Origin of the sequence: Allosphingosinicella indica (assembly GCF_900177405.1) — a bacterium.
GTDB lineage: Bacteria > Pseudomonadota > Alphaproteobacteria > Sphingomonadales > Sphingomonadaceae > Allosphingosinicella > Allosphingosinicella indica.
In genome coordinates this window covers 1,083,024-1,102,178 of record NZ_LT840185.1, presented here as the reverse complement: position 1 = coordinate 1,102,178, position 19,155 = coordinate 1,083,024, and the positions used below count along the sequence as shown (strand labels likewise).

The 19,155-nt window shown below is 61.9% G+C and carries 17 protein-coding genes; 9 read left to right on the top strand and 8 right to left on the bottom strand.

The features are described from left to right. Positions 1-406: 406 nt before the first annotated feature. The 5 genes from B9N75_RS05395 to B9N75_RS13925 are packed head-to-tail and all read left to right on the top strand — an operon-like array spanning position 407 to position 6,416. Positions 407-2,254: an ATP-binding cassette domain-containing protein gene (locus tag B9N75_RS05395; protein ID WP_085217871.1), complete on the top strand. Its 1,848-nt coding sequence runs from the start codon at positions 407-409 to the stop codon at positions 2,252-2,254. Further along, positions 2,244-3,590 (top strand): ATP-binding protein, encoded by a 1,347-nt coding sequence (locus B9N75_RS05390; RefSeq protein WP_157123711.1) that lies wholly within the window; start codon positions 2,244-2,246, stop codon positions 3,588-3,590. The genes B9N75_RS05395 and B9N75_RS05390 overlap by 11 nt, the downstream gene beginning before the upstream one ends. Continuing rightward, positions 3,587-4,702: a hypothetical protein gene (locus B9N75_RS13930; RefSeq protein ID WP_157123710.1), complete on the top strand. Its 1,116-nt coding sequence runs from the start codon at positions 3,587-3,589 to the stop codon at positions 4,700-4,702. The genes B9N75_RS05390 and B9N75_RS13930 overlap by 4 nt, the downstream gene beginning before the upstream one ends. A 23-nt stretch (positions 4,703-4,725) precedes the next feature. Then, positions 4,726-5,274, top strand: a complete 549-nt coding sequence (locus B9N75_RS14460) for a phospholipase D family protein (RefSeq protein WP_085217868.1) — start codon at positions 4,726-4,728, stop codon at positions 5,272-5,274. Next, positions 5,271-6,416: a hypothetical protein gene (locus B9N75_RS13925; RefSeq protein WP_157123709.1), complete on the top strand. Its 1,146-nt coding sequence runs from the start codon at positions 5,271-5,273 to the stop codon at positions 6,414-6,416. The genes B9N75_RS14460 and B9N75_RS13925 overlap by 4 nt, the downstream gene beginning before the upstream one ends. Before the next feature lie 240 nt (positions 6,417-6,656). On the opposite strand, the gene B9N75_RS05370 is transcribed toward B9N75_RS13925, so the two are convergent. Further along, entirely contained in the window at positions 6,657-6,887 is a 231-nt protein-coding gene (locus B9N75_RS05370; protein WP_085217866.1) for a helix-turn-helix domain-containing protein, read from the bottom strand. 86 nt (positions 6,888-6,973) lie between these two features. On the opposite strand from B9N75_RS05370, the gene B9N75_RS05365 reads away from it, so the two are divergent. Together B9N75_RS05365 and B9N75_RS05360 are read left to right on the top strand one after the other, a co-directional pair. Next, on the top strand, positions 6,974-7,282 hold the full coding sequence (locus B9N75_RS05365; RefSeq protein WP_085217865.1) for a hypothetical protein: 309 nt from the start codon (positions 6,974-6,976) through the stop codon (positions 7,280-7,282). Continuing rightward, positions 7,275-7,727, top strand: a complete 453-nt coding sequence (locus B9N75_RS05360) for a hypothetical protein (protein WP_157123708.1) — start codon at positions 7,275-7,277, stop codon at positions 7,725-7,727. The genes B9N75_RS05365 and B9N75_RS05360 overlap by 8 nt, the downstream gene beginning before the upstream one ends. A gap of 90 nt (positions 7,728-7,817) precedes the next feature. On the opposite strand, the gene B9N75_RS05355 is transcribed toward B9N75_RS05360, so the two are convergent. The 4 genes from B9N75_RS05355 to B9N75_RS05335 form a co-directional block, all read right to left on the bottom strand. Beyond that, positions 7,818-9,239: a hypothetical protein gene (locus B9N75_RS05355; RefSeq protein ID WP_085217863.1), complete on the bottom strand. Its 1,422-nt coding sequence runs from the start codon at positions 9,237-9,239 to the stop codon at positions 7,818-7,820. A 15-nt stretch (positions 9,240-9,254) separates the two neighbouring features. Further along, positions 9,255-9,455, bottom strand: a complete 201-nt coding sequence (locus tag B9N75_RS05350; RefSeq protein WP_085217862.1) for a hypothetical protein — start codon at positions 9,453-9,455, stop codon at positions 9,255-9,257. Between the two features lie 247 nt (positions 9,456-9,702). Further along, a complete protein-coding gene (locus B9N75_RS05345) occupies positions 9,703-10,905 on the bottom strand; it encodes a tyrosine-type recombinase/integrase (protein ID WP_085217861.1) in 1,203 nt (400 codons plus the stop codon). A gap of 327 nt (positions 10,906-11,232) precedes the next feature. Beyond that, entirely contained in the window at positions 11,233-13,011 is a 1,779-nt protein-coding gene (locus B9N75_RS05335; protein ID WP_085217860.1) for a CocE/NonD family hydrolase, read from the bottom strand. A gap of 169 nt (positions 13,012-13,180) precedes the next feature. Between B9N75_RS05335 and B9N75_RS05330 the strand changes: the two genes are divergently transcribed. Both B9N75_RS05330 and B9N75_RS05325 read left to right on the top strand, forming a co-directional pair. Beyond that, positions 13,181-15,424 carry a TonB-dependent hemoglobin/transferrin/lactoferrin family receptor gene (locus B9N75_RS05330; RefSeq protein ID WP_244552440.1) on the top strand — a complete coding sequence of 748 codons (2,244 nt, stop codon included), beginning with the start codon at positions 13,181-13,183 and terminating at the stop codon, positions 15,422-15,424. 15 nt (positions 15,425-15,439) lie between these two features. Then, complete coding sequence (locus B9N75_RS05325) at positions 15,440-16,426, top strand: DUF6607 family protein (protein WP_085217859.1); 987 nt, start codon at positions 15,440-15,442, stop codon at positions 16,424-16,426. Positions 16,427-16,566: 140 nt separating this feature from the next. On the opposite strand, the gene B9N75_RS05320 is transcribed toward B9N75_RS05325, so the two are convergent. The 3 genes from B9N75_RS05320 to hemC are packed head-to-tail and all read right to left on the bottom strand — an operon-like array spanning position 16,567 to position 19,061. Continuing rightward, the gene (locus tag B9N75_RS05320; RefSeq protein ID WP_197685137.1) at positions 16,567-17,463 is read right to left on the bottom strand and encodes a hypothetical protein; all 897 of its coding nucleotides are present in this window, start codon (positions 17,461-17,463) and stop codon (positions 16,567-16,569) included. Positions 17,464-17,475: 12 nt separating this feature from the next. Next, complete coding sequence (locus B9N75_RS05315; RefSeq protein ID WP_085217858.1) at positions 17,476-18,153, bottom strand: uroporphyrinogen-III synthase; 678 nt, start codon at positions 18,151-18,153, stop codon at positions 17,476-17,478. Beyond that, complete coding sequence (gene hemC / locus B9N75_RS05310; protein WP_085217857.1) at positions 18,150-19,061, bottom strand: hydroxymethylbilane synthase; 912 nt, start codon at positions 19,059-19,061, stop codon at positions 18,150-18,152. Before hemC ends, B9N75_RS05315 begins: the two co-directional genes overlap by 4 nt. Between the last annotated feature and the right edge of the window lie 94 nt (positions 19,062-19,155).

Here is a 19,155-nt window from a genome sequence, read left to right as displayed (position 1 = left end):
CACTCGCCAACGCCATAAATCCCCCTCGTTTGCCACCCTGTGACTCGGCAAAGGCAGTGCCAAGCACTGCGGGACCGAGCGCCCTTGCCCCGCACGGGACCGGCAAAGATTCCTTCGCAGTAGGGCCCCCCCCGGTGGGGGGGAGGGGTGGAATCGCATCCTCCTGCCGCGTTTGTAAACCGGCCTCTCGTCCGAGATAAAAAATTAGAAAATTAGCGTCCTTCAACAGATTGACTGTCAGCGATGGATGTTCAGATGAACCATGCCGCCACCGTTCTCCGGAGCCAAAAAGACGATGAAACAAGAGAGAGCGCCCTCTCGCATACTTCCGCCTCGGTGCCGGGGGCCGCTGGTACGGAACCTTTCGGGCCTGGTCAGACCGAAGTGCCGGTGTTAGAACCCCCGAATGGGCTACCACGACGGCGTATCGCAGCAGGAACCGGTTTCCCGGCGCACAGAGGCGGGCCGCCCCTCCACGGTCGTTCTTAGCCGTTCGATTTCGACCCACGCGTCAACCTTCAAACTCGCAGATGGGCGAACTTTTTCGAGCCGACGGTATTTGCCTATTGGGAAGGGTGATGTCGTCTCCCTGTGCGACGACTCGCTGACAGCCTACGTCAGCCGCGATAGGCTTTGGATCGACCACACAGCGCCATGGACGGAAACTTCCCGGCTGCAACTCGGGGCTCTCGACCTCCTCGTCACCTTCAAGGAGATCGAGACGGCTGAGGAGCAGGAGCTCTTTCAGCAACTGCGGCAGTTCCACTATCGCGGGGGCGGCGGGGCTGGGAGAACCGTGCCGATAATCGGAACAGTTGAAGCGCCTGATCTCCCCCGAGTCGTCGGCTTTATTGAGCTTTCATCGAGTATGATAGCAAATTCAGCCCGGAAAAGGTTCTTTGCTGCCCCTTACTCCGAGCCATCAGGAATATACTGGAGAGACTGGGACCGACTAACGTCCAGGAAGTATTCTAATCTCATTTGCCGAATATCGCGATTTGTCATTCACCCCGAACTTAGGGGCCTCGGGCTGGCATCGCTTTTTGCTGAAGCAGCGCGAAAGTACGCCGGAGAAAGATGGAACTACGGCGGATATCGGCCTCGCTTCCTAGAAATTACCGCCGACATGCTCCGGTTTTACCCGTTCGTCGGACGGCAATTTACCTACATGGGAGACACGGAAGGCAACGAGCACCGCGTTTCTAAGGACATGAACTACCTCGTCCGGAAAGCTATGTCTGCCAAGGGACTCAGGGGAATGCCACAAGGCGGAGGTGGGATCATGAGCCTACAACGCTCGTACGCAGCAAAGCTCCTGGAATTTATCAGCGATACGGGTTTCTCATTGGAGGAAACCGTTGGCCGGCTCCAGTATGATCCGGCTCTCTTGGACCAGGAGTCGTGGGAGGCTCTCCATAATCTGAACCGGAGGCCTAAGCCTTGTTATGTGACTGGTCTCACCCAAGCCGCCGAGGCCTATGTTTCGGCACGGGCATCGACATTGCACGGTACGCGAGGCCCAAATTCTTCCCGCCTGCCGTCTGAGCCAAAAATTTGGCGTCTTGATGACATCAATATCACGGTGTCCTCCGGAATTTTGCAAACCTCTGAGGCGAGGACGCTGCAAGACGCTTTCGGCTTTGTCGGAGCGTCTGTCAGTTCCACCGTTGTCGAAGGGCTATCGCTTTCGTTGAGAGCGGGAGAGATGACGCTGGTCTGCGGAGCAAGCGGCTCTGGGAAATCCCTCCTCCTCGGTGCTGTTGAGCAACTTCTCACGGGGGCGCCACGGTGCGAGCGATTTCTAACAATTTCCGGGTCAGCTAGCGGCGTCGCGCGGGTCACGTCCCTTCCGACGCTCGATCCAAACCTAACTCCATTGGACTACCTGAGGGATGGGCAGCTACCGTCGTTCCTGGCGGTCACGGCGAGATGTGGCCTTGCGGAACCCCAGCTGCTGGTTCGGCCTATTTGGACGCTTAGCTCTGGCCAGCGTTATCGGTTGCAGGTGGCCCTAGCCGTGCTCGTGAAACCGCAGATTATCTTGATTGACAACTTCTGCGAGTCTCTGGACAGGTTCAGCGCGCGGGCTGTTTGCAAGGGCCTACGGTCGCTTGTGCTCGAGCATAACGTCGCGTGCGTGCTGGCCACGGCTGCATACGATCGACTGGCAAACTTTATAGCACCTGGCTGCGTTGTGATGCTTCGTCGAGGCGACAGACCTACTATGCGGGAAGGCGTTCTCGGTGAAATATAAGAAGCTTATAACTGGCACTAGGTATCAAACGAGAGCCCCAGGTAACTTCTTTACCGATCAGAAAAGCAAATCCGTTCTTCTAGGCCGCCGCGAAGCCTCGGAAATTAACCTCGCTTTTGTCGGCAAGGTTTTAGAGCAAAGCCGCACCGGCAATCTCCTTGATTATAACGTGCAGCTGGATATCCAATTTCCCCACGTGATTGGCATCTTCGGGAGCCGAGGTAGTGGGAAGAGCTACGACTTAGGAGTAATTCTCGAAGGGATATTTGGTCCCTCACGGGCGGATGTGACGGACGCAGGCATCGTTTTCGACGTGCAGGACCAGTTTTGGACGCTTGCATACAAGCCAGACCCTTCGCTTGATACCGACCAGGCACAGGTGCAAGAGCTTACGGCGTGGGGTTTACAGCCTGAGCACATTGAAGGAGTTCAGGTTTGGATCCCGCAATGTAGCGACACCCAGGTCCCGGAAGCCGTTTCATTCTCACTCTCCGCTTCTCAGCTGACCCATGCGGACTGGCTCGCCATCTTGGAGCTAGAACGATTCTCCCCAATGGGACAGGCACTGATCACTCTTTTGGATACCAGTCCGGGGAGCACCCCAGAAGGGCTGGCAGACCTTTGTGACGGGGCTGGCCCGCTTTCAAATTATCAGCAAGGGACTGTGGACGGGCTGCGCTGGCGCCTCGAAAGCCTCGCGCATACGGAAATAATCGGCTCCACTGGACTGAGCATCGATGAGCTTCTTCAGAAAGGTAGGCTGACGGTCGTACTCATGCGGAACCTCGCTGAGTCCGTTCGCGGCCTTGTGGTTGGGGTTATTTCGAGGCTCGCGGCAGATCGCATGGGCCGCGTACAGCAGGCCCGCAAGGTTGCCGCACGCACGGGGAATCGGCTCTCTGATGACGGCATTGCTCTAACCCGACGACTTTGGATTGTACTGGACGAAGCGCACGTACTCGTGCCGTCGGACGGTGCGACTGCCGCGACAGGTCCGTTGATCGATTATGTGAAGCGCGGGCGCGATGCCGGCCTATCTCTGATTTTTGCAACTCAGCAGCCCTCGGCAGTAAACTCCAAACTGATGAGCCAGGTCGATCTCACCCTTACTCACATGCTCGGGTTTGATGCAGATTTGTCGGCTGCTATCGCCCGCATGCCCACGCGCGCCTCAGTAGATTACGACGTGGACAGCCAATCCGGCTGCTCGCTCGCAGATGTCATCCGCAGCCTCGGACCAGGTGAGTGTGTCATAGCCGATGGCGCAAGCAGTCGGATATTTCTCGCACGAGTTCGCCCCCGCACCACCGCGCATGGCGGGGCAACGCCTAAGTGATCGGCAATCGAACCGAGAATGAAGATGCGTTGGCTCGCGCGTTATCGCGCCATATCGGGTACACTACAGCGGCTTATGACCTTGATCGCATTCTTTCGGTCCTGGAGGTTTTCCATGACAGGCCCTCTGCGGTCAAAGAGGAGATTATCGCATTCCTGCGCTCGTCGCAAAGCGAGGGGGGCAATCAATCAGACCTAACGGATGATTATCTCGCCGAAATTATTTCTTTCGCCCGCGCAATGCGTATCGTTCAGCAGACGTCGGGACGCGAGGCGCGCCTCCAGAGATTTTCACCGACAGAATTGGGCCGATCGTTATTGTCATCCCGTCGGATAGATAACCCTGAGTTCTCCAGTTTCTTTGCAGCTCGCATCGCTTTCCTGGCAGATGCAGACTCTCTTGTCGCCTTGTTAATGCACTACCGGGACAGCGGCGATATTAATCTGTTCGACTACTATGTCACATTCTTTCAGCAGTTACGGAATGAGCGTGAACGCTGGCTTCAAGGGGCATTCCCGGAAGCGATCTTACAAGATCGGATCAGTTCCAAGTTATCGTGGATTTCGCCTGCAAAGGCCCGAGGCCAAGCGCATAAGGTGGAAGTGTTTACGAGGAATACCGCCCGTCATCACGCGACCCCTCGAAGGGGGTGGCTTCAATCCTTCGGGATGGTTGATGATGCTGGCCGTTTAACAGCATTCGGTTCTGACGCCCTCGGGGCGCTCCTCCCGGGAAACAACTATTTCTGGTTGGGCCCCCCACGCGGCATCCAAGAGGCGCTTCACGTTAGGCCAGATTATGTCATCGGTGGCCCGTTTGAGGACGAGTTCAACTTCTCAGTAGCCACGGATGAAGCTACGTCGGACCAGATCACGGCTCTGGCTCCTGACGTGGCTAAAATCATGGTGGCAGCGTATCCCTTTGCCCGATTAATCCACGCATCGCAGGCATCGCTAGAGCTACCGCTGGAATATATTAAGTTCAGATCATATCGAGATAAGGTCCATTACGACGAGCTATTGACGGTAGACGAGGTTTTTAGGAGTTACCGGGACCAATTCGACCGCCTTTCTGCTCTTAAGGGGAAGGTGGGCTTTTACAGGGTCAGGTAGATGAGGCTATTGGGGGAGCACGAATGATCGGGCCTCGTAAGAACAGAGTTACATTTCAAGAAGTGTATGCAACTCGTGAATTTTATAGAAGGTTTGTATCGTCCTTAAGCGAGAGTATAGAGCGGATCACAATCTGCTCCCCATACTTTCACCTTCTGCCGAAGCCTTTTGACAACATAATCAAGTTTTGCGGATTTTTGCAGCGGCGAGGTATCGGTGAGATTGTCATCATAACGCGCCCTCCCGGTGTCGACAGCGCCGCTATGAGTCTCGACACAGCTCGGAGGCTTGATGCGGACGGGATCAGCTTCTTCATAAGGGCCAATCCGTACCTGCATGCGAAAATGTACCACATCGAATACTCAAAGGGTCACTTCCGCAGCTTTGTCGGCTCAGCCAACTTCACGATAGGTGGCTTGGAGAGGAACCACGAGGTTATGGCCGAACTAGAAGGCGTCGGTCCGGCTTCACCCTGCGAGAGGGAGTTGGCTCGCATGACGGGGAACGGTGCTCTCACCTTCCCAGCGTGGGTTCATCGGCATAAGCCAGCGGGCGCGGGAGAAACGATATGAAATTTGAGGATTATGATCTCAGGCAAGATCCATTTCCGATCGCTCCAGAAAGCAGCGTGCACAACTGGGCGGGCGACCATGAACTGCGAGATGAGCTTGTAGATATTGTCAAAGGCGTACGCGCCAGAGATATAGGAGTCAGTGAATTCATCGTAATAAATGGCGAATTGGGGGCAGGCAAAAGCCATGCCTTGCGCTATCTGAGAACCCTAATCTGTGAGAGTCCCAACGATTTTGATTCACTGGCGGTTTACCTTGAACGTCCGCGGGTCGCAAACAAGCTGAATTTTGAAAATCTAGCAAAGTATATTGTCCAAAGCATTGGACGCGACACGCTTTCTGCCTACTGCTCTGCCATAGCTCGCACGATAGACGAGATCGTCGAGCAGCTCGCTCATGAAAAGGGAATGGGCGGTATCAAGGACAAGGGCACCTTCTACGAAGAGGCCTATAATCAACTTAAAGAGAGCGACCGCCCCATGGCGCGCCTTTTGGCGCGAGGGACGAGGCCAGGGTCAAAGGTATTTGAGTTTCTCACCGGCGCCGATAGGTGCGATGGGCCTGAGTACGAAGGGAAAATTGACTCAGATTTCATGGCGGCCAAGGTGTTGGGTGATTTCTTTCGGGTACTCACCGCCGAGTTTCCGAACGGTAAGAGGATTAAAGAGTCAATCTACTTCTTTTTAGACGAATGTGAGATGCTGCTGGAGGCAAAAACCTCGGAAAGCGACTTAGTCTTTTCCGGTCTGCGCGAACTGATAAACGGCTTACCTTACCGGTTCTGCTTGATGATGAGCTTCACGGCCGCAACCGCTTTGATCGAGGCGGTGATGCCGAACCATCTACTGAAGCGCCTCACGCGGGATTATATCGAGGTCCCGATGCTCTCGGATGCCATGGCCGTAGAGTTTTTGCGATCACAACTGAATTACTATCGCACGGCGGGCTCCTCGCATGTCGACACCTTCTATCCCTTCTCCACCGAAGCCGTGGAGGCAATCGTGGAGGATCAGACCTCTCTCACACCAAGGAGCATGTTTATTCAGTGTAAGAGAGTCTTTGAACGAGCTATCCGGCGTCACGGCGTAGAGTCAGGCGACGTGATCACTCGGGAGATCGCCGAGAAAATCATGGGACATTGATCGCGGTAACACATCCTAATCAGGGGCTTGGTTGCGTTAGAGGGACGAGCGGATTCGACCGCCACCTTATTTGGGTCAGCTGCGGTCGAGCGGCGGGCTGGCCCTGCGTAACTCGATGCGCGTAGACGCCGCCTAAGCGACGTTCCTGTCCACCAGCTCAAGCATCACGTCCCGGCGCGATGCCGAGCCTGGTCTTTGCGTCGCCTATCCCTGCTCCACGCAAAGGACATGGCTCGCGCGTCACTCGCCGGGCGGAAGTGCTTCGGTCAGTGCGGCTACGTCGCATCGAAGGGCGATGCACAGGCGGCAAAGGACAGTGAAGGTGACGTTGCGCTCTCCGCGCTCGACAGCGCCGTAATAGGAACGGTCCACGTTCGCCACCAAGGCCAGGGCCTCCTGCGTCAGGCCGATACGCTTGCGCTGCGCCCTGATCCTAGTGCCCAGTTCCTGAAGGATCGCCCCTTCGTCCATCCGCCAGCTTAGGCGATGGATGGTGCTTTTCAGTCCACGGGCTATTATACCTCATTCCACGTTGGGCTTGGTGGAAGGACACGCCGATGATCGAGGAATCCCCTGCTGACACGGCTCGGCCCGCAGCTCCCGATCTTGAACGGCAGAGGGCCGAGGGCGCGGTCAATATGCTCGGGAGTTTCGCCCTTGGAGCGATCCAATTGGCGTCGGGTCTCTTCCTTGTAGCCAACGCCATCCTGATTATTGGGATTGTGGCGGTGGTAGTAGCCCGCCGGTCATGGAGCGAGGTGCCAGGTGCAACCTTCCTCTTGAGCCTTGGGGCTACTACAGCTGTGTCATTCCTGCTGTTTCGATGGAGCAATCGGACCATCGAAGCCTTGGAAAGCCGTGGATAAGGTTCTCCGATCGGATCGCGACTGGGCTGCAATCGACGGCGAGCTTTGCCGCGTGCGGAAGTTCAGAGAATTCGGAGCACGGATCGCGGACGGCAAATTCGTTGAGGTCGGCACGTGTCGACCCTATGCGATCGTGTCGTTGGAATGTCGGAAACTGCCCGTGGGCACGGTCGGTTGCATCACGCATAAGCTGGATTTTGCGCACTTGTGGGCGGTCTTCAGGGAAAGAGGCATCGGGGACGATGAAGAGGCCCTCATTTTCTGGACGAGAAGGAATCTGAAGCCCGTCGCCAAGGCTGTGTCCCTGTTCATGCCGAAGCTCTGGGTGATGATCTGGACCCGTGGGGCCTACGAGCGCGAAACCGATCCTGAGCTGCGATCCCGGCCAGGAACCGAAGCAGATATGGTGCCGATTATCAGCTGGAAGCCGGGTGTGATGAATTAAAGCTACGGATGGTGGCTTAGCTGCGTGCTTACGGACTATCTGGAATGAAGGGACTCCCCCGAATTCCCCTTCACTCCGTCACTATTCCATTCAGTTGATCACTGGTTCATGGTCAAATTGATCAAGATAGCTGACCGTCATTTGCAGTCTCAGCGCCTCCTTATCGCCTTCAGCGACGATGAAGGAATCATGGATCGGTAAAGCGACGATCCCCTTCTCCATCAGATTGTGGATAACCGACAAGGCAATGTCGGAGTCCGCCCTTTGCAGCCATCTCCAAGCGCCGGTCTGGAACGATTGGGCGATCGGTTCATGCTTGGCCCTGATCATCTCCAAAACATGGGATTGCTTGAAATAGGGCCTTACGGCTTCCTCTTTCGTTAGCCTGATCCGTTCGGGACTGCCGCCCTCGCATCCGTTGATCAGGGCTTGGGTCAACCGCTTCACGCCTTCCCGGAAATGACTCTTGCGAAGGTCATGCTCCCGTTCGCAGGCGTCGAGGGCTTCCAGAAAATAGGGATCGCCTTCGAACGCCATTCCCTTCTCGTGATACAACATGCGGACTGCACAACCGGAGAAATCCAGTTCCACCGTCGGCTTGCCGTTGATCCTGATCATCGGACGAAATTCCTTCGGGCAGTTGATCCACCACGCCCCGTAGAGCCGCCCGCCGGCTTCAAAGGATCCTTCGTTGAACTGCCGGAACAGGCTCTTGTTCGTCAGGTCCGGTTGCTTGAGTCGCGGAATGCCTTCCCGCCGCCCGGCGTTCATCTGGGCGAGCAACCTGGCCTTATCCCGACTAGACAGGTCCATTGCGACGTCCTGTGCCGCGACAAAGCGATTGTAGGCGTCGATTTGCTCTGTCCATCGCCGCGTCTGATCGTCAGGCTCGAAGGCGATCAAGTCGCCATCGTCGCTGTTGGTTCGATAGAGTCGAACGAGCCGGTGAGGCTCCAGACGGTGCGTGATGTTGCGGCCCGTCAGTCGAGCCCTGATCGCGGCGATCATGAAATCCGGCGTCACGGAATAGGTCGTGGAGGCTTCGCCCCACACGCCAATGTTAATTTCGACGAGTCCCGCTTCCCTTAACAGTTCCAGCTCGCGCTTCATCGCCACGCCGTTCAGCCAGCCAGCGCGTCCGCGATAGGCGTGCGGCGCCAATTGCACCGCGACCAAAGGCGGATGGTAGCTACGGAAGGCCCGGAAGCCGTTGGCAGCCAGCTTACGGAGGAAGGTCTGATGATTGTCGACATCGGCTTGCCGCCGTGCCCGTTTTCGGACCTCGATCGCTTCGACCTGGGCCAGCAAGGCGTCGGCAAAAGCATCACCTTCCGGCCCGGTGAAGTCATAATCTTCGTCAAACCACTCTCCCAAAGGCGCTAGGAAACCGCTGGAGGCGTTCGCGTCCTGCTTCGGCTCCATCGGTGCCCGATCAACGGGAATGGCCTCAACGAGGCGCGTATCCGCCCATCCGGCGACGCCACGCGCCGCCAGCATCCTGTCATGATACATTGGTTGCTGCTCCGTTCAGGCCGCGATGGCGGCAACGAAGGCGTCGATTTCAGCCTTCACATAGCGGGGGCAAGTGCCGATGTATCTGGCATCCACGTCGAGGATGTGGGGCAGCCCCTTAGCTCTTTTGTGCCGCTGACCCCGCACCCATGACGGCGACAGATTCAGCTTCCGGGCAACATCCTTGTCGGTGAAAAATTCCGGCTCAATTGACATGAGCTCTTCTCCTTATTGGGACGAGCGAAAACACCGTTGCGAAGCGCGGGCTTCGAACGGTGGATCGGCTCTGATTTTGGGGTTTATGGAAGAAGGGAAATCCCCTCTATCCATACCTCCATTATATCCGAAAACGGCGGATTTGTCAAGAAAAAACGGATATATCGGCCCGTTGGGGGCCGGTAGCGAGGCCAGTCCGCTAGACTTTGCTAGACATCGGACTAGGCGCTCGCTTCCCCGCCAGAGACTATGCGGCGAACGCGGCCGCCGCTTCCTTGTCGCCGCGATCCACGGCGTAGTGCTTGGCCAGCATGGCAGTGCCGGTATGTCCAAGGCGCCCTGCCACGGTGCGAACGTCTATCCCCTTGTTGATGAGGATTGTCGCATGGCTGCGGCGGAGATCGTGAAGGCGCACGTCTTTCAACCCTGTCGCCTTCCACAGGGCAGTCAAGGCGCGTTTCAGCGTCGTGATCGACACAGGGAAAAGCCGATTGTCTCCCCCCGGGCGATCCAGCTTCTCGAGCGCCTCTAGGATCGACCGCATTTCCGCGGTGCAGCTGACGAAGCGGGATTTGCCGTTCTTGGAATTGAGCACCTCGACCACGACGTGCTCGGCATCGACGGCCCGCACATTGGCCCATGTCAGCGCGAGTATCTCCGCTCGCCGCATCCCCGAATTGTAGGCCCATGCGACATAGTGCCGGAGCCAGCCCCTGATCCGCTGCGGCGTTTGCTCCCGCTTCTCTTCCTGCTCTCGCTCGATGCGTTCGCAGGTCGCAAGGATCGTCTGCCATTCCGCCTCAGTGACAAAACGCTGTCTCGGCTCGACGCCTCTGATCTTGTCGGCGCGTGTGGCCGGGTTTCGCTCGATCAGGCCGTTGCGAACGGCATCATTCATGATCGCATTGAACGTGCTTAGCTGTCTTTGCACCGTGGCGGGCGCGAGGTTAGCGCGCTGCTTGCCGATCCAGCGATTGACATCGCCAACGGTGATCGCGTCCAGCGCCTTCTTGCCGAACGTCGGGATCAGCGCCGTGGCGATATGGCCCTTGGTGACGCCGTAGCCCTTGAGCGTCGATTTTTTCCGTTCGAGCCAGTCCGTTGCGAAGCTGGCGAAGGATTCCGCCTGGACGGCTTCCAGTGGCTCGCCGCGATCGGCTAGGCCCTGTAGGCGGTCCCGCTCGGCTTCTAGCTGCTGCCACGTCCAAGAGGCCCGGTTGCCTGCCTTGTGCTCGATGGAGCCTGATAGAGGCACCGTGCGGCCCTTATAGACGCCGCCGTGGGGCATCCTGATCTTGACCCAGACCGTGCTCGCCTTGCTGCCTTTGAACAGGCCGATCCCGTCGCAATAGACCGGGCGCTTCGTCATTCGGGCGGGGAGTGAGGCTTCCAGTTTCTCGTATTTGGCATAGCGGCCGGGGCGGCCGACCGGGCGTCGCGCATTTGTCATTCTTATCGCTCCGTTGAGGGGTTGCTTTCCCCGGCTGGCACCTCCGAACTTGCAGTGGGGAATCCAGTGGGGTATATCATTATTATAACCGGAAATGGACCAAAAGTCCACCCCGCTCTATCCCCACTTGGAACGTCTATAAACCCCGGAAACGCTCAAAAACGGCAGAAACGCGTGAGTTTGAGAAATCGCGGAAATCCGGGAATGACAGTAACGAGAAAGCCGCCGGAAAACGGCTGATGCCGACCTTGCCAAGGTTGGGGTCGAGGGTTCGAATCCCTTCGCCCGCTCCATGCATCACATGCGATAGTTGTTAGCGCTGGCCGGTTATTCCGGCTGGCCGATCGGTACATAGAGAGCGCTTGGCCTCGCGCGGTCGTGGTGGAGCGTAACCGTCACCGGCCGTGCGTCGGCCATCGTTTCCGCCGAGACGTCGCCGCCGCTGTTGTAGTTCTTCTGCGTCCAGATCGAGTTGAGCGGGCCGATGACGAGGCGGAGTCGGCTGCCCTTGGCGATGCGGCGCGAGACGAACATGAAGCTGTCGAAATCATAGCGCTGCGCCGCGCGGGTGGTGACGAGCTTCGCCTGCCGCGGGCTTTCCCGGAAGCGCGCGCGCTTGATATCGTCGGTCAGGAGGATGCTGCGGCCGGTGCCGTCGATCTCGTAGACCGCGGCTCGGAAATCGGTGTCGGGCGTGTCGATCGCGATCCAGGCGGAGAGGCGGAAGAAGCCCGAGACTTCGGTATCCTTGTCGAACGGCGCGCTGTGATAGACGAGCTGCTTGCCGTCGCCGGCGAGGACGAGCTGCTGGTCGGTGAGCAGCGAGGGATCGATGCTCGCCTCCAGCGCCGCGCGGGAGGTGTCGCGCGGATCGTAGACGTAGCGGTCGGGCCTGCCCGCGCCGGGCCGTGCCGGATTGAGCGCGCCGGATGCCATCACCCGCGTCGCGCCGCCGCCATCCGAATCGAGATAGAAGGGCCGCTCCTCGGCGGTCACGCCCTCCAGCGTGTCGGCATAGCGCCAGCGATCGGCGCCCATGACGTAATAAGCGACGCGTTTTTCGAGGAAGGCGGGCCTGGCGCCGCCCGCCATCGTCCAATTGTACCAGTCGACGTGGAGCTTGTTGAGATCGACGAGGCTCTCCTTGCCGAAGGTGAGGCCGCCGACTTCGGCGCGCGGGGTGCGGGTGCCGGCATGGTCCCATGGCCCGACTATGAGATAATGATTGGCGCGCGCCTCAGGTGATCCCAGCGCCATATGCTTTTTGTAGAAGGCGAAGGCACCCGGCTGATCGCCGTCGTAGCTGCCGGTGATCGTGAGGATCGGCATCGAGAAAGCGCGGAACTGCGCGTCGGTCGGCGCATAGCTGTCGTACCAGGCATCGACCGCGGGGTGAGAGATCCACTCGCGCAGGGTCGCCTGATCGCCGCCCAGCTCGCGCTCCAGCGTGTTGAACGCCACGCCCTCCTCGAACCGGCGGCGCGCGATCGCGCCCCAGAAGTCGCCGTCGCCGAAGATATTGCCCTGCGACGCCTTGCCCGAGGTGAAGTTCAGCCATTGCAGCAGATAGGGGTAGAAGATGTTGTTGCGCGCCGGGAAATCGGCGCCGGGATAGGGCGAGGCGACGGGGACGATGGTGGCAAGATGCGGCGGCGCTTCCTTGGCCGCGGCCCACTGGTTGTAGCCGGCGTAGGAGCCGCCCCACATCGATACCTTGCCGTTGCAATAGGGCTGTTTCGCCAGCCATTCGACGACGTCGTGGCCGTCCTCGGCCTCCTGGATCAGCGGGCGGAACGTGCCTTCGGAATTGCCGCGGCCGCGTGCGTCGACGGTCAGGAACGGTAGGCCGTGCGCGGCGAAATAGACGCCGCGGTCGTGATAGCTTTGCGCGATATAGGGGGTGAGCGTGAAGATGCAGGGCGCGGGGGCGGCCTGCCCCTTGGGCAGATAGACGTTGGCGCTAAGCTGGGTGCCGTCGCGCAGCGGAATCTTCACGTCCCAGCGGAAAGCGATCTTGGCGGCATCCGGCGTGTTCGGCTCGGCAGCGGCCCCCGGTGTGGCGATCGCCAGAGCGAACGCCGCCACGATCGATCTCAATGCCCGCATGACCGCCTCCCCAATGTCCTGATCAGGACAATATTGTCCTCAACCGGCAAGTCAACCGACCGACAGTCTTGCTGTTGACACTCATTCTCATAAGAGTATTTGAGACCGCGAATCATTCGCAATATCAAAACAGCGGGGAATAGCGGTGTTAATAGGGGTGTCGGGGAGCATGTCTCGGGGTGCGCTGATTGTGGCGATGATGGCCGGTGCGCCCGCCAATGCGCAGAGCGCCGCGGCGCAGCAGGAGGCTGGCGAGCAAACGGATGCGGCGAAGGCCGCGGAGGAAACTTACGCGCCGGTGCCGCTGCGCTACGGATCGATCCCGGGCAGCCGGGCGATCACCGTCACCGCGACGCGCACCCCGATTGCGGTGCTCGATGCGCCCGCGACGGTCAGCGTCATCGATGCCGAGCAGATCGCACAACAGCTCGTCACCGACGTCAAGGATCTCGTCCGCTACGAGCCCGGCGTGAGCGTACCCCGCTCGCCGGCGCGGTTCGGCGCGGCGCTGGGTTCAACGGGGCGCGATCGCAACAGCGGCTTCACCATCCGCGGCCTCGGCGGCAACCGCGTGCTGATCCAGGTGGACGGCATTCGCGTGCCCGATGGCTTCGGCTTCGGCGCGCAGCTTGCGGGGCGCGGCGACTATGTCGACGTCGGCCTGGTCAAGTCGGTCGAGATCCTGCGCGGCCCCGCCTCGGCGCTTTACGGCAGCGACGGCCTTGCCGGCGCAGTCAGCTTCATCACCTCCGATCCCGCCGATTTCCTGGCCGGGCGCGACGGCATCGCCGGGCTCGCCCGCGCGTCCTACAGCTCGGCGGACGAGGAGTTTTCGGAGACCGCGGTGGTCGCGGGCGCTTCCGGCCAATGGTCGGCGATGGCGGCCTATACCCGGCGCGATTTCAAGGAGCTCGACAATCAGGGCGACAACGACGTCACCGGCCCGGCGCGCACTACGCCCAACCCGCAGGACGGCGAATCGAACGCGCTGCTCGGCAAGCTCGTCTGGGGCAATGGCGATCACCGCATCCGCCTGACCGGCGAGCATCTCGGCACGCGCGTTACCAGCGACGTGCTGTCCGGCATCACCGCCGCGGTGGCGCGGCTCGACGCGCGCGACAGCGTGAAGCGCGACCGGATCGGGCTCGACTGGACGTGGGAGGGCAGCGGCACGATCGATCACGCCTCGCTCGGCGCCTATTGGCAGGACGGCCGCAACCGCCAGTTCACCTTCGAGGACCGCACGGTCCTCGCCGATCGCGAGCGGCTCAACACCTTCGACAATCGCGTCATCGGCGCCAGCGGCGAGCTGCGTGGCAATTTCGCCGCCGGGACGATCGCCCACCGCTTCGTGCTCGGCGCCGACTATAGCGAGACGCGGCAGGAGGGGCTGCGCGACGGCACCGTGCCGCCCGCGGGCGAGGTCTTCCCGACCCGCGCCTTCCCGGTCACCGATTTCACCCTGCTTGGCCTGTTCGCGGGCGACGAGATCGCCATCGGCACGAGCGGGCTGACGCTCTATCCGGCGCTCCGCTTCGACTATTACAAGCTCGATCCGCGCGAAGACCCGCTGCTCCCCAATTTCCCGGCGACGGGGCAGGATGGATCGCGCGTGTCGCCCAAGTTCGGCGCGCTGTGGAAGGTCGGCGGCGGGGTCAATCTGTTCAGCCAGTACGCACAGGGCTTCAAGGCCCCCGCGCCGACGCAGGTGAACCAGTTCTTCGAGAATCTCGCCTTCGGCTACACGTCGGAGCCAAACCCGGATCTGAAGCCGGAGACGAGCCGCACCTTCGAGGGCGGCGTCCGCTACGGCGGCGAGGCGGTCGATCTGTCGCTCACCGCCTTCACCGGGCGCTATCGCAACTTCATCAGCCAGGAGGTGGTGGGCGGAAGTTTCACCCCCACCGACCCGGCGGTCTACCAGTTCATCAATCTCGATAGGGTCAAGATCAGCGGCGCCGAGGCGCGGCTGCACGGCCGCATGCCCGCGGGCTTCACCGGCACGCTGGCACTAAGCTACGCCAAGGGCGACGTGATCGACCCGAGCGGCGCGCGGACGCCGTTGGCGAGCGTCGATCCACTCAAGCTCGTCGCGGGCATCGGCTGGCGCGCCGTCGACGATCGCTTCGGCGGCGACGTGACGATGACGCACAGCGCGGGCAAGAGCGAGGCGCGCAGCCGCGGGCTCTGCACCCCCTCCTGCTATCTGCCCGACGCCTTTACCATCGTCGATGCGACAGCATTCGTGCGGATCGGCGAGGCGCTCACCCTGCGCGCCGGCATCTTCAACATCCTCGACGCCAGATATGCCTGGTGGAGCGACGTCGCCGGGCTCGCCAGCACCACCGCCATCGCCGACGCCTTCACCCAGCCCGGCCGCAACGCCAGCGTGTCGATCAGCGCGCGCTTTTAACAAGGGACCAGAGAAATGAACTTCACCCGATCGATCACCCTCGCCCTCCTCGTCTCTGCTGCCGCCCCCGCGCTCGCCGACGGGCCGGTCAAGCCGCGTGAAGCCGCGGCCGAGGCCGCCTCCTTCCAGCGCGACCGGCAGGACATCCTGGCGATGGCGGGCAACTTCAAGGTCCGCTTCGACATGCGCGAGACGACAAGCTGGCGGCCCGACTACAAGCCGATCGACGCCAAGACGTCGGGCGGGCACGAGGTGGTGCGCGTCATCGAGGATAGCGGCAAGGTGATCCGCCTCCAGCACCTGCTGGTCGTCGATGCCGACGGCGAGCCGATGGTGATCAAGCACTGGCGGCAGGATTGGGTCTACGAGCCGGAAAGCGTCCTCGTCTACGATGCGAAGGGCCGCTGGAAGCTGGAAGAGGTGCCGCAGCGGATGCGCGCAAGCCGCTGGTCGCAGACCGTCTATCAGGTCGACGACAGCCCGCGCTATGCCGGTTGGGGACAATGGACCGACGAGGGCGGCATCCGCCGCTGGCGCAGCAACTGGACGCTCCGCCCGCTCGCCCGCCGCGATGCGATCCGCAATCCCGTCTACGACCGCTACCTCGGCATCAACCGCCACTCGCCGACGCCGACCGGCTGGATCCACTGGCAGGACAATATCAAGGAAGGGATGGTCGACGGGAAGATCGTCCCCTTCGTCCAGGAATCGGTGCTCAACACCTATGAGAAGTTCGACGGCTTCGACGTGAAGGCGGCGGACGATTATTGGGCGCGCACCAAGGGCTATTGGGCCGCGGTGCGCACCGCCTGGGACAAGGCGATCGCCGACAATCGCGGCGTCACGGTGCAAGAGGAAGCGCAGACCGGCACCGTGATCAGCGGCCGACTGCTCGAAATCGGCAACGAGATCGTCGACGGCAAGATCAAAGAATCCGCGGCCATCGCGGAAGCGCGCGCCAAAATTTCCGGCGCGACACGGAGCTCGCTCGCCCAGCGCTGATCCCGAAGGCGAGCGACGCGGCGCCCAATCCTGCCATCCCCGGGCGCCGCAACCTGCAAGAAGATGGCAAGGGCGGCCAGAGCCCCCTGCCGGCCGCTACGGCACCCGTCGCGGCGTAATGTTCCGCGGCGGGTGCTTCTTTATGGGGCGGGTACGGCCTCGGGACGCGGGGTGGTCGCGTCCGCCGGCGTGTCCGGATTTTCGACGCGCGGGGTGCGCGGTTCGAGCAGCGCGGCGGTCTCGATCGTGTCGAGCGCGCGGCGGGCGGAAACGTAGCGGCGGGCATCGCCGATCCAGGCGGTGGCATGGCCGCGGCCGGGCATGCGCAGCACTTCCGCCAGCGCGACGTCGACCTGGCCGGCATCGAGCCGTCGCTTGGCGCGCTGCAGCCGCTCGGCGGGGATGGTCGGCGGCGTGCCCGCTTTCCGCACGGTGATGAGATCGGCCATTTCAGTTCTGAGCGCGTCCCACCAGCTCTGGTCGGGCGCCGCACCGGTGAGCTGCGGGCCGACTTCCTGCAGGCCCTGCTGCAATTCCTCGAGCGTTACCGGCTGCTGCGCGGCGGTGATGATCGTCGCCACCGCCTGCCGCTGGCTGGTGCCGAAGCGCTGGCGGAGCAGCCCTTCGAGATAGCCGAGCGCAACGCCGCGATCGAGCGCGCGGCGCGCGGCGAAGGCCACGAGCAGCCCCTCGGCGCGATCGGCATTGCCGACGGCGGAGCGCGACTGCTCGTCGATCGCGACGACGCGCTGCTCGAGCTGGCCGACGCGGCGGGTGATTTCGGGATCAATCACCACCGTCTGGCCGTCGGCGGGATTGGCGGGGGCGGGAATCGTTACGACGGGCGGCGGAACGTCCACTACCGGGATGGGCGCCGGTGCCGCGGGCTGGACGCCGATGTAGCGCGCCGCGGCGCTCCAGTTGGCGAGCAGCCAGGCGGCGGCCGCGAGGCCGAGCAGGAAGGCGGTCAGCGGCAGCCAGACGCGCGACAGCAGCGATCGCTGCCGCACCACGCCCTCGACGGGATCATGCTCCATGATGTGCCCTCTTCACGCCTGCCCCGCGCCCTTCTGGCACAGCTTTGCGGCAAGCTCCAGCAACGCCGCGTCGCGGGGCGCGGCGGCGGCATGCACGCCGCGCCAGCCCTTGCCCACAGCTTCGGCGGCGGCAGTGCTGATCGCCGCGAGGGTCAGCCGTGCGCGGATCTCGGCAGAGGCGAGCTCCGCCAGCACGCGTCCGACGCGCGGCGAGTGCAGCAAGGCGATGCCGCCTGCTGCGATTGCCCTTGGGAGCTTCGCGACGGCCTCGGAACGATAGACCGTGCATACGTCGATCGCGATTCCCTGCGCATCAACGACCGTGCGATCGGCACCGGCGAGATGCAGCGCGCATGTGATGCCGTCCGCCGCCATCATTGTGACAAGCGCATTGCCATCGGAAGGACCGACACGGATGCCAGGCAGACCGCTGTCGCGCGCGGCGTCCGCTGTCGCTTCGCCAACCGCATAGCAGGGCAGGTTCGCATATCGGAGCAGGTCCTCACCTGCGTGGCGCGCAGCATTGGCGCTGGTCAGCATCAGCGCATCGTAAATGGCGGGCTCCGGCGCATCCCAGGCGATCGGCATCACTGAAAAGAGCGGCGCGATCACTGGATCGAGGCCCAGTGCGGCGGCGCTTGCCGCGGTCCGGTCGGCGCCGGGTTGCGGGCGGAGAATGAAGAGCTTCACGCTCCAAACAGCGCACGCAGCGAGGGCGCGGCGCGATCGAGCAACTGCCGGGCGAGCGCGCGCGGCGCGTCCCCGTCGCCAGCGTCGAACCGCGCCTCGCCCGCTTCGCTGAGGCTGCCGTCGGCATTGAGGATCTCGGCACGGAGATGGACTTGGCCGTCCGCTATTACCGCGAGCGCGGCGACCGGCGAGTGGCAGTCCGCGCCGAGGCCTTCGAGCAGGCACCGCTCGGCTGCAACGCAGACGTGGGTGTCGCGATGGTCGATCGCTTCGATCAGCGCAACGGTCCGCTTGGCCGCGGCCAGCGTCTCGATGCCCACCGCACCCTGCGACGGCGCGGGCAGCAGATCGTCGAGAGGCACGCCGATCTCGGGATGGCCGAGCCGGTCGAGCCCAGCGGCGGCGAGCAAAGTCGCATCCGCCTCGCCCTTGTCGAGCCGGGCCAGCCGCGTCGCGACGTTGCCGCGGAAGAGCGTGATGGCGAGATCGGGGCGGATACGGCGGAGCTGCGCGGCGCGGCGCGGCGATGCGGTGCCGACGGTCGCGCCCTCGCGCAGCACAGCCAGGCTTTTGGCGCCGATCAGCCGGTCGCGCACGTCGGCGCGCGGCAGCATCGCCGCGATCCGCAGCTCGGCCGGGCGCAGCGTCTCGACATCCTTCATCGAATGGACCGAGATATCGGTGATGCCTTCGGCCAGCGCGCGGTCCAGCTCCTTGGTCCACAGCGCCTTGCCGCCAATGTCTGCGAGCGGGCGGTCCTTGATCGTATCGCCGCTGGTCGTGATCGGCACGATCTCGATCCGCTCCGGCCCCCAGCCGTGCGCAGCGCGCAGCGCGTCGGCGACGAGCCGCGTCTGCGCCATCGCGAGCGGGGAGGCGCGGGTTCCGATGCGAAGCGGCAGGGTCATGCGGCGCCTCTGCTAGCGCTATTGTTCCGGCGGTGCCAGCCCGCGCCCATCGCCGTGCGGGGCTTGCTCCCAAACCCGCCGCGATGGCAGGGAA